The organism is Neptunomonas sp. (assembly GCF_016744175.1).
In the GTDB taxonomy this organism is placed as follows: domain Bacteria; phylum Pseudomonadota; class Gammaproteobacteria; order Pseudomonadales; family Balneatricaceae; genus Neptunomonas.
The window spans coordinates 1-17,691 of the sequence record NZ_JADGEV010000002.1; the positions used below are offsets into that span (position 1 = coordinate 1).

The 17,691-nt window shown below is 43.9% G+C and carries 13 protein-coding genes; 2 read left to right on the forward strand and 11 right to left on the reverse strand.

What is annotated here, in order from left to right:
• On the reverse strand, positions 1 to 4,663 hold a 4,663-nt coding region (locus QZZ55_RS01035; protein ID WP_293264399.1), incomplete at its 3' end, for a DUF6701 domain-containing protein.
• An 813-nt stretch (positions 4,664 to 5,476) separates the two neighbouring features.
• Here QZZ55_RS01035 and mutS point away from each other — a divergent pair.
• The gene (mutS, locus tag QZZ55_RS01040) at positions 5,477 to 8,062 is read left to right on the forward strand and encodes a DNA mismatch repair protein MutS (protein ID WP_293264401.1); all 2,586 of its coding nucleotides are present in this window, start codon (positions 5,477 to 5,479) and stop codon (positions 8,060 to 8,062) included.
• Positions 8,063 to 8,087: 25 nt separating this feature from the next.
• Positions 8,088 to 8,411 carry a ferredoxin FdxA gene (fdxA, locus tag QZZ55_RS01045; protein ID WP_293264403.1) on the forward strand — a complete coding sequence of 108 codons (324 nt, stop codon included), beginning with the start codon at positions 8,088 to 8,090 and terminating at the stop codon, positions 8,409 to 8,411.
• 3 nt (positions 8,412 to 8,414) lie between these two features.
• Here fdxA and rpoS read toward each other — a convergent pair whose 3' ends face one another.
• The 10 genes from rpoS to tilS all read right to left on the reverse strand — a co-directional run.
• Positions 8,415 to 9,398: an RNA polymerase sigma factor RpoS gene (gene rpoS / locus QZZ55_RS01050; RefSeq protein WP_293264405.1), complete on the reverse strand. Its 984-nt coding sequence runs from the start codon at positions 9,396 to 9,398 to the stop codon at positions 8,415 to 8,417.
• A gap of 40 nt (positions 9,399 to 9,438) precedes the next feature.
• Positions 9,439 to 10,314, reverse strand: a complete 876-nt coding sequence (locus tag QZZ55_RS01055) for a peptidoglycan DD-metalloendopeptidase family protein (RefSeq protein ID WP_293264407.1) — start codon at positions 10,312 to 10,314, stop codon at positions 9,439 to 9,441.
• A gap of 3 nt (positions 10,315 to 10,317) precedes the next feature.
• A complete protein-coding gene (locus QZZ55_RS01060) occupies positions 10,318 to 11,256 on the reverse strand; it encodes a DUF368 domain-containing protein (RefSeq protein WP_293264409.1) in 939 nt (312 codons plus the stop codon).
• A gap of 13 nt (positions 11,257 to 11,269) precedes the next feature.
• Complete coding sequence (locus QZZ55_RS01065; protein WP_293264680.1) at positions 11,270 to 11,905, reverse strand: protein-L-isoaspartate(D-aspartate) O-methyltransferase; 636 nt, start codon at positions 11,903 to 11,905, stop codon at positions 11,270 to 11,272.
• 26 nt (positions 11,906 to 11,931) lie between these two features.
• A complete protein-coding gene (surE, locus tag QZZ55_RS01070; protein WP_293264411.1) occupies positions 11,932 to 12,684 on the reverse strand; it encodes a 5'/3'-nucleotidase SurE in 753 nt (250 codons plus the stop codon).
• A gap of 2 nt (positions 12,685 to 12,686) precedes the next feature.
• Positions 12,687 to 13,727, reverse strand: a complete 1,041-nt coding sequence (locus QZZ55_RS01075; RefSeq protein ID WP_293264413.1) for a tRNA pseudouridine(13) synthase TruD — start codon at positions 13,725 to 13,727, stop codon at positions 12,687 to 12,689.
• Between the two features lie 2 nt (positions 13,728 to 13,729).
• A complete protein-coding gene (gene ftsB, locus QZZ55_RS01080) occupies positions 13,730 to 14,026 on the reverse strand; it encodes a cell division protein FtsB (protein ID WP_293264415.1) in 297 nt (98 codons plus the stop codon).
• Positions 14,027 to 14,083: 57 nt separating this feature from the next.
• Complete coding sequence (gene eno, locus QZZ55_RS01085) at positions 14,084 to 15,379, reverse strand: phosphopyruvate hydratase (RefSeq protein WP_293264417.1); 1,296 nt, start codon at positions 15,377 to 15,379, stop codon at positions 14,084 to 14,086.
• Positions 15,380 to 15,431: 52 nt separating this feature from the next.
• Positions 15,432 to 17,060, reverse strand: a complete 1,629-nt coding sequence (locus QZZ55_RS01090) for a CTP synthase (protein WP_293264419.1) — start codon at positions 17,058 to 17,060, stop codon at positions 15,432 to 15,434.
• 86 nt (positions 17,061 to 17,146) lie between these two features.
• On the reverse strand, positions 17,147 to 17,691 hold a 545-nt coding region (tilS, locus tag QZZ55_RS01095; RefSeq protein ID WP_293264421.1), incomplete at its 5' end, for a tRNA lysidine(34) synthetase TilS.

Here is a 17,691-nt window from a genome sequence, read left to right on the forward strand (position 1 = left end):
CATCATACGACCCATCATTATCCCAATCATGTTTTAACCAATCATAGGCCTCATATATCACACCTATTTGCCCTTGATTTCCAACACCTGGAGCTTGCAATTCAATCGCTTGCGTTTTACCAGAAAGGAAGTTGCCTGCTCCTCCCAGCACACTGGTCAATGCCGGATCTACCCCCATATTAGAAAGTGTGATTTTACTTGCATCATAACTAGTACAGCTATTATCTGAGCTTACTGTGAAGGCAGAGCCATCAAAATGCTCAAGTCGCATCGGTTGTGGGAGGTTTACTGTTTCAGGCCCAAAGCTGTTATCCAACACTAATCGGCCAAATCGAATTTCTACACCTGCTGGCGATGCATCAACTGTCGTTGTTACGTTAACAGTGTCTGTATCAGCGATAGCTGCGACTGAGAAATCAATATCAGATGTAAATGGCCCCACTAGCGCGTTAGCCGAACGGTTATAGTAAAAGTTATCATTGCCTGATAATTGGTAATGCAGTACCCCTTTTGGCAACGCAACAACACTAGGCAACGCGGTCAGATCATTTTGGCTCAAAACCCCCGTATTCATATTGGCAGTTAAGGGAAGAATGTTGCTATTTACGCCTGTCGCCACTTGATCTGATGTAGGCACAGCAATACCAATATCTGTACCGTAGAGTTTCATATAATCATTAACGCTACCGTCACTGTCCTCATAATAGTTTTGAGTAATATTGCCTTGCTTATTATAGGCAGTAATAGCCAATATTGGATTGGCTAAATATGAAATAGCCCCCCTACTGCTCGTGGTTTCGTCTTTTTGACCGGTATAGGCAGCAAACGACGTTCTCGTGCCGCATGCTGTATGTAAAAGACCGTGCTGAACGACGGTTTGTTTAAAATGCTCAGGTGTAAAACGTCCCATGTTAATCGCAGTAGCCGGAATGGCAATACTAGCATTACCATAATTACTGTCTTGAACATCTAGGTTCAGTAAACCCACTTCTGAATATTGCGCAGCATTATAAGTAGACACCCCCGAAGCAAAGTTACTAAGCGCAACATTCTGGAATACAGGGCTGATACTGCTTACCAGGGCTGTCGCAGCAGCATACATTAGGCTACCATCGACACTACTACTCAATGTCGGCCCCGTACGCTCCAACCTCAACTGTATTTTCCCAGGAGAATAGTTTGGCGTGACAACGGAAGGAGTGGCCGCATTATAAGCAGACACGGTGAGATTAAAATTCTCTCCTGCGGCATAAGTTGTGCCTGCCGTCGCCGTGGCGCCATTTAAGTTCATTGCTCCTGATGTTGCACTTATAACGAGCTCCGCTGGACTTACCCAGAACGCATTACTGCTACCTGACAATGCCACGCCAGCCACATCATAGTTAGCATGTAAACGAATATTTCCAGCATCGTGATATATCGGCGCTGGTATTGTTGCGATACTGTCAGCACCAAAGTTTAAGGTAGTACTCGTAGCACTCGAGTGTTTCGCAATATTATCACTATCAACACTAAAACTGAGTCCGCTGGAGCCACCTGGATCGACATTTTCCTGCGATAAATCCACATTATTATCGCCGGCAAACAAACCAGTGCAGACACCATTCGTATCTTTCACTGCCTGAATCTTTAACACATCTGCGAATACGGAACCCGATGTTTGATTGGGCAAAGTCGTGCTATTACCAGCACCATAGAGAAACCTAAAACCAGCTTCAGTGAACGTGATTTCACAAGAATGACCACTGCTATCGTCACAGACTAAAGAATCGGACGCTATAAGTGAGGCATTGGCGACTGAAAATGCCAGCGTCTCAGCAACCGTATGATTAAAGCCAACGGTGACACTACCCGTAAAGGTAGGCGAACTAGTAACCACACCACCAGCAAGAAAATCAAGCGTCACTGACTCCGTACTTAAACTTGCACTTGTGCAGCTTTCATCAGTGCATGCTTTAATCGTGACGAGTTCAGTGTCACAGGTTAACCCTTCTCCATCGTGACTAATTTCATAATGATGAATAGCCGGATCACAAGGATACCGCTCACCCATAACCGTTACTACCTGAGCAGTTGATAAGGCACCTTGATATACACGGACCTCATCCATCAGTCCGTGAAAATCATAACCAGCATTAGCTGACCAGCCTCCTATGCGCAGCTCACTATTCACAAAAGCTCGACTGTTGTTTGGCGTGTTGTTGCGTTGAGAGAGCACCCGCTCGATACCGTCTATGTGTATTCGGTTACTGGTAACACTACCGTTTGTGAACTCGACAGCAATATGGTGCCAACCATTGGCTAACCCAGCACTTGAAGTACCGTACACATCACCACTTCCCGTATTGAACCCTATCGAACCACTAACAATCCAGACATCGTGAATATACCAACCGATGGGCATTGCACTATTAGTCCCGTCCCAGTTCATCCAAAAGGTAACCGTTGTTTTCACCCCACTGGTTGACGTATCTAATGGCAACCCTGTTACTTGTATTGATCCATCATTTTGACTGGCATAGCCACAGGTACCAGGGTTGCCTGATAAAGCCGGAGAGTCCGTTTCAGGTGTGGAATTATTGTTAACCCGGCCATGATATCCATTGCCTGAACTGTCAAGAACTTCACCTGCAGAGCCATTCCAACTCTCCTCCTCGAAGCGATACTCTGCAAGTAATACGACAGGGGTGGGACAAGTACGAGGACTACCGTCGTAGTTATTACCCGCATTCTGGTTAGTAAAAATTGCTTGAATCTGAGTTAATGTCAATACGGAATCAAATACCAATGCCTCATCGATGAGCCCACCAGCAGATGACTGACCCGTATAATAAGATGCATCCCGATTGTCACCGAAATAAAGTGTATCGTAGCCGGTAAATGCGATGGTTCCCCCGCTTCCGCCTGAAAGACTCTGCTCCACACCATCAACAAAAATTTTGGCTGTGCCACTACCAACATCCCAAACAAACGTCAGGTGTTTCCATACCCCAGCACCCACTGCAAATGCACTAACAGTTGTTTTCTGATAGTCGCCATCATTGCCGTCTTCAAACCAAAATTTAATCCGGCCATCAGACTTGATTTCCGCAAAGAAGTATTTGTTACCATCAGTGGCATCAAACAGTCTTTTATCAGACCCTGAATTCCAGGCAGTGCCGCCCTTGTACCATAAACTGATGGTCCCACTTGAACCAATAACAGCATCAAGGTCAGTTTCTGTGTCAACAGCTTCATATGTCGATGCGCTGGTATTGCTTGGGATAACCGCTGCATGGCAAACTTTTCCTGGGGCTGTCATAATGCCTCCAAGCGCTGTTCCATGACTGCTGCTTCCCGTACTGTCTATTACCTCATTGGGCAAGCCAACCCATTCCAACTCATCGAAACGGTATTCGCGTATCGGAGAGAAAGCGCAAGGGTGTCTTTCTGTCATGATAGTACTCACCTGAGGCGTCGTTAAAGTCCCCTGATAGACACGAACCTCATCCATCAGCCCGTGAAAGTCATAGCCACTGCTGCGCGACCAGCCACCTATACGCAACTCACTGTCAACAATGGCCCGGCTGTTGTTCGGTGAGCTTTGACGCTGCGTGAGCACCTGCTCTACACCATCGATGTGCATTCGATTGCTGGTGACATTACCATTGGTAAACTCGACGGCGATATGATGCCAACCATTGGCTAGCCCTGCACTAGAGGTACCATACACATCACCATTTCCCGTGTTAAAACCTATAAAATTACTAACAAGCCAAATATCATGAGTGTCCCAGCCAATGGGCATTGCACTGTTAGTTCCATCCCAATTCATCCAGAAAGTGACAGTGGTTTTCACACCATTGGTTAACGTGTCCAACGGTAGGCCTTTGACCTCTATAGCACCATCATTTTGGCTCGCATAGCCGCAGGTACCCGGATTTCCTGACAATGCTGACAATGTTTTCTCTGGGACTGAATTATGATTCATTCGCCCATGATAGCCATTGCCACTACTATCAATCACTTCACCAGCCGTACCATTCCAGCTCAACTCTTCGAACCGATATTCTGCCAAAGGCGAAGGAGGGGCTGTCGCGTCGAATTTAAATGTACCTGCCCCGTAACGGTTTACCGGGCCTCCATCGACAGTGGCTGGAAAATTATCACCTAACCCAAATCGGCCGCTGCCACCAAACGTGATGAGTCCGCCACCATCATCGGTTGTCATCGCAGCGTTAGACCCACCTCCTAAATCATGATTTAACTCCCCAGCACCGTACCCAATAGCAACAATGCTACCTTTAAATCCTGCCGCTAAGTTTAGCGGGGATGGCAAGGGCTTGATCCTGCTCCCTCCCTCAAGCGTGCCAGGTGAGCCTTGCGAAAAAACCAGCTCTGCTAGAGGAGTAGCTGAATTTTCTCGGTCAAAAACTCGTACGGTAATAGTGCGAAAAAGGCCATTACTACCATCATCAAATGCACCCAAATCCGTGATCGTTATCGGGCTAACCACATCAAAATCCATCCCCAAAGAACCTGTGTAAATTTGATTCCCTGAGTGCCCACCGGTAACGACATAAGCTGTTGTAGCATTAGAAATACTGGCCCAAAATGAGATAAACACTAATAAAAAATACACAATAACTTTTTGGTGCCACATATTATGAAAAACTACAGACATTATCTTTTAACTCTCAGCATCTAGGTTTCTATTACAGTGCATAGCTAACTGGGTATATATCTGGCTTAATTCTTTAAAAATAAAATTTTCCGAATTGCCCTCGATTATTTTTATATTTATCTATTATTTCTCAAACAGCTGCTTCTCATTCTCGCTTTCATCACAATTTATATAACTCTGTTTACAGCCTTTTCTCGCTATTAAGTTATTAATATTTTGATTAATCATGACTATCGCTTTCGATCTACATTTTTATCTTAAAGACTGGGGACACATACTGAAAGAATAGTGCTAACCCCCCTTGCAACTTACACTGACTAATCAGCATGTTACATGCGAATCATATTGAACTTAAAAACGCATTCTACGGCTTAATGAAATAGACGCAATAACAAAGAAATTGAGTAACTTACGACTAATCAATTATTTCTACCAAGATATAGATATAGATCTATATTTAAGCATTCGCAAGTTAAGTGGGTTTGCTGCCCTACTCTTGCTTGAAAACATTAAACCACATAAAACTCATATGTAAGCGACACCTACAGTATTTCCTAGAAGCCGGCTGTTTAATAATAAGAATGGTATTTCCCTCACACCGGCATTTTATCTCTCTAAGCACCAGACTTCATTACATCGATGGCCCATACTGATAGCGATTTTCGAGCTGATTTGTTAATCTGCACGACTGGTTTGAAACGCGTAATTGATCATCTAAGCACACCTTATCTCATAAGTGCTATACGCAACCTAACTGCCGCTGTTTAAAGAGCGGCTTATTGTCACATTGAACATCACTAATACAGAATCATAATGAGTAAAAAAACTAGTACATCCAAAACAGCTAAGCCTGAACACACACCCATGATGCAGCAGTACTTTAAGATCAAAGCTGAGCATCCTGATGAGCTTGTTTTTTATCGGATGGGAGATTTTTACGAACTATTTTATGATGATGCTAAACGGGCGTCAGCTTTACTTAATATCTCTCTCACAGCACGAGGCAAGTCTGGCGGCAATCCTATTCCTATGGCGGGCCTTCCTTATCATGCGGCAGAAGGCTATATTGCAAAAATTGTTAGAGCTGGCGAGTCTGTTGTCATCTGTGAACAATTCGGCGACCCTGGCGCTAGCAAAGGACCAATGGAACGCAAAGTTGCGCGTATCGTCACACCAGGCACCTTAAGTGACGAAGCTTTCTTAGATGAGTCCCGCGACAATATATTACTGGCAATCTACTCTTCACAGTCGCGTTATGGCGTTTCGTTAGTCGATATCAGCACCGGCCGCTTTAGCTTAATGGAGCTTGATGATGACGACTCATTATTAGCCGAATTAGAGCGCCTAAAGCCTGCAGAAGTTCTGTATAACGACGACAGCAACCTTGACCTACTCCTCAAAGGGCGTAAAGGTATTCGTCCTCAAGCGCCTTGGAACTTTGAACCAGAAACATCACAACGCTTGTTATGCCAGCAATTTAACACGCAAGACCTCGAAGGTTTCGGCTGTGCCGAGATGCATATTGCTATCGGCGCAGCAGGCTGCCTTCTGCAGTATGCTAAAGATACACAGCGCTCATCTTTACCGCATATTCGTCGCTTACAGATTGAGCAACGCTCAGACACTGTTATTTTGGATGCGGCAACTCGTCGTAATCTAGAGATTGATCAAAACTTAGCAGGCGGGCGAGAAAACACGCTGTTAAGTGTCATGGATAATACGGCTACTCCTATGGGTAGTCGTTTATTACGTCGCTGGTTAAACCAGCCACTGCGAGATAAACACGTACTACTACAGCGCCAACATTCGATCCAATGGCTACAGCAGGGTTATCGCTACGAACCTTTAGCTGAAACGCTTAAAGGTATTGGGGATATCGAACGCATTTTATCCCGCGTAGGCTTGGGTTCTGCTCGCCCCAGAGATCTTGAACGCTTAAGAGATGCCTTACAAAGACTACCTGAGCTACAAAGTTTTATTGCGGATGAAAGCCGTGCCGAGCATATCAACGCTTTAGCAAGCGCTATCAGTGAGTTTCCCGAACAAGCAGAGCTGCTACAAAAAGCAATACTGGACAATCCGCCTGTTGTCATTCGTGACGGTGGGGTTATTGCACAAGGCTATGATGATGAGCTGGATGAGCTACGTAATATCAGCGAGAACGCGGGCGACTACCTGATAAAACTGGAGCAACAAGAACGTGAACGCACAGGTATCGCCACTCTAAAAGTTGGCTATAACCGCGTACACGGCTACTTTATTGAAATCAGTAAAGGTCAATCAGATGGGGCTCCTGCAGACTATATACGCCGCCAAACATTAAAAAATGCTGAACGTTTCATAACTCCAGAACTAAAAGGTTTTGAAGACAAAGCCCTCAGCGCTAAAAGTCGCGCATTAGCCAGAGAAAAGGCGCTTTATGAAGCACTGGTCATTACTCTGGCAGAGCAACTTCCAGCCTTACAAGACTGCGCTCAAGCACTAGCAGAGTTAGATACTCTTAATAATCTTGCAGAGCGAGCCGATACGCTTAACTTTAACGCTCCACACTTACACGATACGCCACAACTCAATATCGTCGCGGGTCGTCACCCTGTTGTTGAATCAGTATTGGACTCTCCTTTTGTAGCCAATCAGCTGTCACTTGACCCTGAGCGTCGCATGTTAATTATCACCGGCCCGAACATGGGGGGTAAATCGACGTTTATGCGCCAGGCTGCTCTCATTAGCTTACTGGCTCATATTGGTAGTTATGTGCCCGCAGAACATGTGGACATAGGCATAATGGATCGCATTTTCACGCGAATGGGCTCGTCTGATGATTTAGCCGGTGGACGATCTACCTTTATGGTTGAAATGACAGAAACAGCCAACATACTCCACAACGCAACACAAAGCAGCCTCGTGTTAATGGATGAAGTAGGTCGAGGCACGAGCACATTTGATGGTTTATCACTAGCCTGGTCTTCTGCTGAGTTTCTTGCGCAACATATCAAAGCATTCACTTTATTTGCTACGCACTATTTTGAGCTTACTGCTTTACCAGATCAACAAGAAGGTGTTTTCAATGTCCATTTAACCGCACTTGAACACCAAGACACTATTGTCTTTATGCATGAAGTCCATGACGGACCAGCAAGCCAAAGTTATGGGTTGCAGGTTGCCCAACTAGCCGGCGTACCTTCACATGTGATTGCTCAAGCTAAACAAAAACTGTTTCAGCTCGAGATGGATAGCGTTGTATCAAACAGCCGTACAGCCCCACCACCACCCGTGCAAGATGATATGTTTAACTCAACAGTTCATCCTGCTATTGAGCAATTAAAAACCGCCGATCTAGATGATCTATCCCCACGCCAAGCACAAGAACTGCTATATTCATTGAAAAGTAAACTCTAATGGCAACTAAGCGTGGAGGTATAAAATGACTTATGTAGTAACGCAAAACTGCATACGCTGCAAATACACAGACTGTGTAGAAGTTTGCCCGGTAGATTGCTTTTACGAAGGGGAGAACTTTCTGGTTATCCACCCAGATGAGTGTATTGACTGCGGTCTGTGCGAACCCGAATGCCCAGCTGAAGCTATTTTCTTAGATGATGATGTGACTGAAGGCCAACAAATTTTTATAGAAATTAATGCACAACTTTCAGAAAAGTGGCCCAACATTACAGAACGTATTGAACCACTTGAAGATGCGGAAGAATGGAAAGACAAGCCGAATAAGCTTGCCCTCCTGATTAAATAACAGCTAAACCAGCAGATCTTCGCTGGTAAGGCCATTTTTCTCAACAATCTCACGTAACTTACGCAATGCTTCTACTTGAATTTGTCTAACACGCTCACGGGTTAAACCGATCTCGGTACCCACTTCTTCTAACGTGCTCATTTCATAGTTACGTAAACCGAAACGTCTTGATAGAACTTCCGCATGTTTGTCGGGAAGCATATCTAGCCATTTTTCTAGATTCCCACTGATATTGGTGTTTTGAAGTAAAATTTCAGGATCAGATGTTTGTGTATCAGCAATGGTTTCAATAGCCGATTTATCAGAGTCACCCATTGGAATATCGATGGATGCTACACGCTCATTCAATCTCAGAACCTTCTGAACTTTATCAACAGGCTTGCTGACCAGCTCAGCAATTTCTTCTGCTGTTGGCTCATGATCAAGTTTTTGAGATAACTCTCTTGCAGCACGCAAGTACACGTTAAGCTCTTTTACGACATGAATCGGCAATCGAATAGTACGTGTCTGATTCATGATGGCACGCTCAATCGTTTGACGTATCCACCAAGTCGCATAGGTAGAGAACCTGAAGCCACGCTCAGGATCAAACTTTTCAACAGCACGAATCAATCCAAGGTTACCCTCTTCAATTAAATCAAGCAGAGTTAAACCACGATTGATATATCGACGAGATATCTTCACAACTAAACGAAGATTACTTTCAATCATTCGCTTACGCGCTTTAATATCACCTTTAAGAGCAAGTCGAGAAAAGTAAACTTCTTCCTCTGCACTTAACAACGGCGAAAAACCAATCTCATTTAAATATAACTGCGTTGCATCTAAGGACTTAGCATTAATTAAATCTTTATGAGCTAAACTGCCTCGTCCCCGTCCGCTATTCAGGAACTCGGGTTCTTCAGCATCAACTGTACTCTCATCATTATCTTTCAAATCGAGTAATAGCTCTTCACCTTTCTGCTCATTTTTATCGGGACTCGTCATCACTGTCATCACCTATCCATCACCATCATATTATTATAACCTACCTTTTCGGTAGATACTGTAGCGGGTTTACTGGTTTGCCATCCTTGCGAATTTCAAAATGAAGCATCATGCGTGTCGCGCCACTATTACCTATTTCGGCAACTTTGGCTCCAACATTAACATTTTCGTTCTCTTTTACTAAAATTAAGCTGTTATGAGCGTAAGCGCTCAAATATTCTTGGTTGTGGTTAATGATTATAAGGTTCCCATAACCTAATAAACCACTACCGGCGTATACTACTTTTCCCGAAGCGGCAGCATATACCGCCTCTCCTCGCTTACCTGCCAAATTAATCCCTTTATTGACATTCCCTTTTGAGGAATAGCCACTAATAACTCTTCCGTTCGTCGGCCAGCGCCATGTTACTTTTTTTGGATTTTTAACAGTAGAGTATTTCTTTACTGAAGGCTGTTTATTAACAGGCTTTCGATACACTTGGGAATTAGCATTTTTTGCCGATGTTGCTTTACTATTTGTAGCAACACCATCTTTGTCAGTTTTTATGGATTGCTTTTTAACTTTGGAAACAGCTACTGACCCAGTAGGTTTTTTATTACTCGACGTTTGAAGCCGTAATTTTTGACCGGCATTTATTCTAAAATTTCTACCGATATTATTAGCACGTGCAAGTTGACGATAATCCAACCCATATCGCCAAGCTATTGAATAAAGCGTATCACCACTTTTAACTCGGTAACTAGAAGGGGCTTTCTCTCTCTGGGAGGATCTAACGACTTCTACTTTGTTGTTCTGAGTAACAGAGCGATCGCTGACCGGAGCATAGCCCGAAGAGCAGCCCTCCAGCATCAGCAGAAAGCTGGCTAGAAAAAGAAAAAGTAACCTGTTCTTATTCTTATAAGATCTTATATCCACAAATTATCGATTCTTTGACTGACCTCTTTCCATCCATAAGACAATTACCATGCCCAACAAAAGCAAAGCAATAGATATCATCATAAAAGACTCCTGACCAGTAAGTGCCTCATAATCAAAAGGAAAAACATTATCTTGAGCAAGGGGTATCTGCTTACCGTGGCTATTCAATGTGTAAGCTGTCGTATATTTCCATGGCCACACTTTATTAAGAGACCCCAGCAAAAATCCGGACATCACAGCTAATGTTTGCATTCTAAAAGAGGTAAACAACCAATTAAGAAGCCTTGAAAAACTAAGCAACCCTACACCACACCCTGCAGCAAATAGCCCTATAATGGATAAATCAAAGTCCTTTATAGCTTGCAGAACTGGCCCATACATACCCAATAACAATAAGATAAATGAGCCTGATATCCCAGGCAAAATCATCGCACAAATGGCAACACTTCCTGATAAAAAGACAGTGAGGGCTGTTACTTCAATTTCCGTTGGAGCTAAGCTAGTAATTAAGTACGCCAATACCGTGCCAAGCAAAAAAAGTATTGTGTGATTTGAATCCCAATGAGTAATGTGACGCGATATAACCCATGTGGATGCTAGAATAAGACCGAAAAAGAATGACCACAGCATGATAGGATAAGTAGATAACATGAAGAGGACGACGTGCGCGAGCGTTCCTAAGCTCACGCCTATTCCCAATAATAATACCAACAAAAAACTTCCATTTACGTGCCGCCAAGCAGCGACAGGACCTTGAGTAAACAAGAGCTTTATTGCGTCTAAATCAAATCGTCTGATACTGCCTATCAACTCTTCATAAATTCCTGTAATGAATGCAATAGTACCTCCTGACACACCCGGAACTGCATCTGCAGCGCCCATAAGGATGCCCTTTAGTCCAAGTATCAAATAATCCTGTAGCTGACGAGACTGGCTCACTACATCCTTCTCCTTATCGTATTGTTCCAGCCAGCAAAGGCACAAAATTTACATTTTCAATAATACGGGTATCGTATTCTGTCTCACTACAACGTGTTATTAATTTCAACTGCTGCTGTCCCTGACCAACAGGAATTACGATATGCCCGCCAATAGCTAACTGAATTAATAAGTCTTCAGGCACTTGCTCGGGAGCAGCGGTCACTAAAATAGCATCAAAAGGCGCTTTTGAAGGCCACCCCATACCGCCGTCGGAATGTTGCAAGTGAACGTTTCTCAAACCCATCTGGCGCATACGCTCTTTTGCTTTATCTTGCAGCGGCTTGATTCGTTCTACCGAGAACACTTGTTCCACTAGCTGGGCCAGCACTGATGTTTGATAGCCAGAACCCGTTCCTATTTCAAGAACCCTCTTCAAAGGACTATTAGACAAGAGAACCTCTGTCATCCTTGCGACAATATAAGGTTGAGAAATCGTCTGATTGAAGCCTATTGGCAATGCGGTGTCTTCATAAGCACGATGTGAGAGTGCTTCGTCAATAAAAATGTGTCTAGGCGTTTCTTGTATGATCTTTAGCACATGCTCATCACAGATACCCTGTTCTCGGAGTCGATTTATCAACCGCTCGCGTGTTCTACGCGAAGTCATGCCAATGCCTTGAAGACGAATATCATTCACACTAAGTCCTCCAACCATTCCCCCAAATTGTCCATACCTGAATATAACGTCATATCTATATGCAAAGGCGTAATAGATACAAAGCCATGTTCGATGGCATAGAAGTCGGTTCCCGGTTCTTTATCTATCGCATCACCAGCGCCGGCAACCCAATAACGTATTTTTCCTCTGGGGTCAGCAACAGCTTCTGGTTTCCCAGCAGCGGCCCTATGTCCCAACCGAGTAATATGGATACCTTTAATTTCTGATAGCGGGAGGTCAGGAACATTTATATTTAAGACTGTACGTGCAGGCAGAGAGAGCTTATCAATTTTCTGTACAATATTTTTAGCAATTTCAGCAGCAGTAGAGAAGTACTGAGGGTCATGACTTGTGAGCGATATAGCAATCGGTGGCAACCCGAGTGCTCTTCCCTCCATTGCAGCAGCAACCGTGCCTGAGTAGATCACATCATCACCAAGGTTAGCACCTGCATTGATCCCAGAAACAACAATATCTGGTTTCGGCCCAAACAGACCTGAGACCCCCATATGCACACAATCAGTCGGGGTTCCATTTAAACTAACAAAGCCATTATTTTCATGTCGGTGAGCATCAACAGGCCGCGTCAATGTTAACGCATTACTAGCGCCGCTGCGGTTTCGATCTGGCGCAACCACCTGCACTTCTGCCACTTCAGACAAAGCTGACGCCAATGCAACAAGGCCCGGAGCAAAAACACCGTCGTCATTTGATATCAGAATATTCATCGTTATTTATCTTCTACCCCAGCCGGTACAGGTGTACATAGCTCTCTAAGTACGCTTGTAGCAAAAGAACCTGCAGGAAGCGAAAAGCTTAGTAACCACTGCCCATCAGACTCTTTAATTGCTTTTAAGCCTTCAGGGATTAACCGTAACGCACGGCGTTCTTGCTGCAAACCTAAATGTTCAAGACGTTCTGTCACACTTCCCCAAGGACGTATAACCTCATCCTCCCAATCGGCAGCCTCATCCTTCACTAATGTTGAGCCACGCCCCCACAGAGGACCACTCAAATGTATATCATGCTCTTTCATTCGTGAAAGTAAATTTTCATCAACAGTTTCAGCAAGAAAATGACTACGTGAACCACTCAACATCATCATGTCACCTGGCAAAACGGTATCCCATAAATCTTGGGCAATACGCTCCGAAGCAACATGATTAAATAGCCAAGAACGAACGGCAGAAATATATAAGCCTTTTTTATGCCTTTGACGCTCTTTATATTCACCATTGATTAGCGCTAATCCTTTGGTTAAATTACCACCCTCATGACCAAAACGCTGCTCACCAAAGTAATTAGGCACACCCGCTTTTATGGTTTCGATTCGCTTAATAAACCCTGCTTCATCAGTCAGATTTCTTAAACGAATAGTAAAGCGATTACCCAATAAAGCACCTAACCTTAGCTTCCTAAGATGCCGTACTGATTCAAGTACGTGAATCGAATCTCCACCAAAGAGAGTCCAGTTTATTTTACGTGTGATAGGTAGACGCACGCTAAACCACTGCTCTGTAACTGCATGGCGATCTTTTTTACCTGCATAACCAACATCTTTTATGGGAACTTGGCAAAACTTGGCTAACAGCTTCGCTACCCAATCAGTGTTCTCTCCAGTTTTGCGAATAAGAAGAAATTCATGCTCCCCCTCACCTTCTGCAACAAAAGAAGGGATTTCTACCACCTGAAAATCTTCAGGTAACTGGCGAATAACGGCTTGACTCGTTGGCGGGTGATACAGATAGCGGTACTGGGTTGGCAAATCCATTATTATCTCTCAATAACTTCTATAGGTGGTTCAACAAGCTGATAAAAGGTTTCCCCTTTACGTACCATTCCTTGATCACTGCGGGCACGTTCTTCAATGGCCGAGAGACCTTTTTTCAAGTCAGTCACTTCCGCTTCAAGCTGCCTATTTCTCATTTGCAGACGTTCGTTCTCATCAGCCTGCACAGAAATCTTCTCTTGCAACTCTAATATTTGAAAAATATTGGAATCACCAAACCAGAGTCGATATTGCAGCCCTAAAAGAATGAAAAGTAGTAATGCAATAAACCAGCGGAACACAGCTTACCTCAGAGTCTAAAAAGGGGGCCTAAGCCCCCTTCTAAAGGTGTTCAAGCGCTATGCTTGACCTTTGATTTCTGCAAGGCCGTTATACACAGCTTTTTCACCAAGCTCTTCTTCAATACGCAACAAGCGATTGTACTTAGCTACGCGATCTGAGCGGCACAATGAGCCCGTTTTAATTTGCCCAGCAGCGGTACCCACTGCGAGATCAGCAATAGTGGTATCTTCGGTTTCACCTGAACGATGCGAGATCACAACAGTAAATCCTGCATCCTTAGCCATTTTGATAGCGTCTAATGTTTCAGACAATGAACCAATTTGGTTAAACTTAATTAGGATAGAGTTACCAATGCTTTGCTCAATACCACGGCTTAAAATCTTAGTGTTAGTAACAAAAAGATCATCTCCGACTAATTGAACTTTGTCGCCGATTTTTTTAGTCAGATATGCCCAACCATCCCAATCAGACTCATCCAAACCATCTTCAACAGAAACAATCGGATAGTTTTCAGTCAATTCAGCTAGGTAGTCACTGAAACCTTCAGCATCAAATACTTTACCTTCACCTGAAAGGTCGTACTTACCATCTTTATAGAATTCTGATGCAGCGCAATCTAGCGCCAATGTTACATCTTTACCTAACTCATAGCCTGCATTTGAGATAGCTTCTTTGATAACAACCAGCGCTTCTTCATTTGAAGCCAAATCAGGAGCAAATCCACCTTCATCGCCTACAGATGTGCTTAAACCTTTTGCTTTTAGTACAGCTTTCAATGAATGAAAAATTTCAGCACCGCAACGTAGGCCATCAGAAAACTTAGTAAAGTTAACTGGTTGAACCATAAATTCTTGAATATCTACGTTGTTATCAGCATGCTCACCACCGTTGATAATATTCATCATCGGTACTGGAAGTGAAAACTGGCCTGCAGTTCCATTGATTTCAGCAATGTGAGCGTAAAGTGGAATACCTTTTTCAACAGCTGCTGCTTTTGCTGCAGCTAGAGATACCGCTAAAATAGCATTCGCGCCTAAATTTTCTTTATTCTCAGTGCCATCCAAAGCTAACATCGCGTTATCTAGTGCACGCTGATCGGTTGCATCCATTCCAACTAATGCGTCACGAATTCCACCATTAACAGCAGCAACCGCTTTCAATACACCTTTACCGAGGTAACGAGATTTATCACCATCGCGTAATTCTAGTGCTTCGCGCGAACCCGTAGATGCTCCCGATGGCGCACAAGCAGATCCGACCACTCCTGACGCTAAAACAACATCCGCTTCAACTGTAGGATTCCCACGAGAATCTAGTACTTCGCGTGCTTTGATATTAGTAATCTGAGCCATTATTTATCTCCAATTTTCCTAAAACGATATAAATCCCGGAACGCTCTATTACTTAGCGACGTGCCTGTTCAGTAATTGCTGCTTCAATAAATCCGGTGAAAAGTCCATGCCCATCACGTGGTGAAGATGTAAATTCAGGATGGAATTGGCATGCCACAAACCAAGGATGCTCAGGCACTTCAACAACTTCAACTAACTCACCGTCTGCTGAACGGCCCGAGATAATTAACCCTGCATCTTCCAGAGCTGCTACATAGTTGTTGTTTACTTCAAAACGGTGTCTATGGCGCTCTACAATCTCAGTACTGTCATATGACCGAGCCGCAGTTGAACCCTCTTTCAAATGACACTTTTGCGCTCCAAGTCGCATAGTTCCACCTAAATCAGCTTCATCAGTACGTACTTCAACATCACCTTCTTCTGTCGTCCACTCAGTGATCAAACCAATAACTGGATGCTCAGTATTTTTATCAAACTCTGTAGAAGTAGCACCTTCAAGCTTAGCTACATGGCGCGCGAACTCGATAACAGCAACTTGCATTCCAAGACAGATCCCCAAATAAGGAACTTTATTTTCACGCGCATACTGCACTGCAGTAATTTTGCCTTCAACGCCACGCTCACCAAACCCACCGGGCACTAGAATAGCAGCCGCATCTTTTAATATTTCGACACCTTCACGTTCAACACGCTCAGAATCTATATATTCAATACGTACTTTTTTACGTAACTGAATGCCCGCATGAGAAATCGCTTCGATAAGCGACTTATAGGCATCCAGTAGTTCCATGTACTTACCAACCATAGCGATTTTAACTTCACCTTCTGGGTGAAGATGAGCATCAGCTACTGCTTGCCACTCACTAAGATCTGCGGCGGGAGCATCCAAATTAAAACGCTCAACCACAATATCATCCAGCCCCTGCTTACAGAGCATTTCAGGAATGTCGTAGATTGTCTCAGCATCGGGCATTGATATAACAGCGCGCTCTTCTACGTTAGTGAAGAGCGATAGTTTGCGGCGTGCTGAATCAGGAATAGCCTTCTCTGAACGACAGACCAAAATATCAGGCTGAATACCAATAGAGCGCAACTCTTTTACTGAATGCTGCGAAGGCTTGGTTTTAATCTCGCCGGCTGTTGCAATATAAGGAACCAGCGTTAGGTGCATAAACATAGCACGAGAAAAACCAACTTCAGCTTTAAGTTGACGTACCGCTTCTAAGAAAGGCTGAGATTCAATATCACCAACCGTTCCACCGATCTCGACCAGTGCAACATCCACATCACCGGCACCTTCAACAACACGGCGCTTTATCTCATCGGTAATATGAGGAATGACCTGAACGGTACCTCCTAGATAGTCCCCACGGCGCTCTTTATTAAGTACGTGTTGATAAACACGCCCTGTCGTAAAGTTGTTACGTTTATTCATAGTGGTACGAATAAAACGTTCATAATGCCCAAGGTCAAGATCCGTCTCAGCTCCATCTTCCGTAACGAACACTTCCCCATGCTGGAAAGGGCTCATCGTACCAGGATCGACATTAATGTAAGGATCGAGTTTCAACATAGTGACTTTTAAGCCGCGCGCTTCCAAAATAGCTGCAAGCGAAGCGGATGCGATGCCTTTGCCCAAAGAGGACACGACACCACCTGTGACGAAAATGTAACGCGTCATGTGGAACCTGTTTTAGCTGAAAGTGAGGAAAAAAAAACTAACCAAAGATGGGGCTACAGGGTAGCAAAGAAAGGGGCTTGCGACAATCAGAAAGGCTCCCATCTTAGTGAGAATCCTGGCAATTTGGGAGATGAAACACTCCACCCCTCACAGACGCATATTCCTGGTATTGCGACTATCTCATTTTCAATCATACAAACTGGCCAATTTTCTCTTTGCCAAGGGGGAATAGAAGCCTCTTGAAAAAGCTTTTTAAGCGACTTTGTTCCTCGCCCCACAGGCCGACAAACCATGCCCTCTTTACGTGGCACACACATGAGCTTATCTAATGTTTTCAAACAACTAGCATCACCAATACTGGCCTCAACTTTAAGAGACCCTCCCCTCCAGGGATACTCTCCTTCGCTCAGTAACAACACATTAGAGAGATGTTCAAAATCCGCAGAGCAACACAAATACAAATTACCCCGGTACCGCCTGAGAACAGCAACCTTTAAATTTAATTCTGGATTTTTATCAGAGTCTGATTCAAAAAAATCATGATTTAACTGAAGAAGCTGAGCTTCATTCAAAAAAACTTTCTGCTGCGTATATACCCACCTACGAATCAATGCTTTTCGTTTTTCAACAC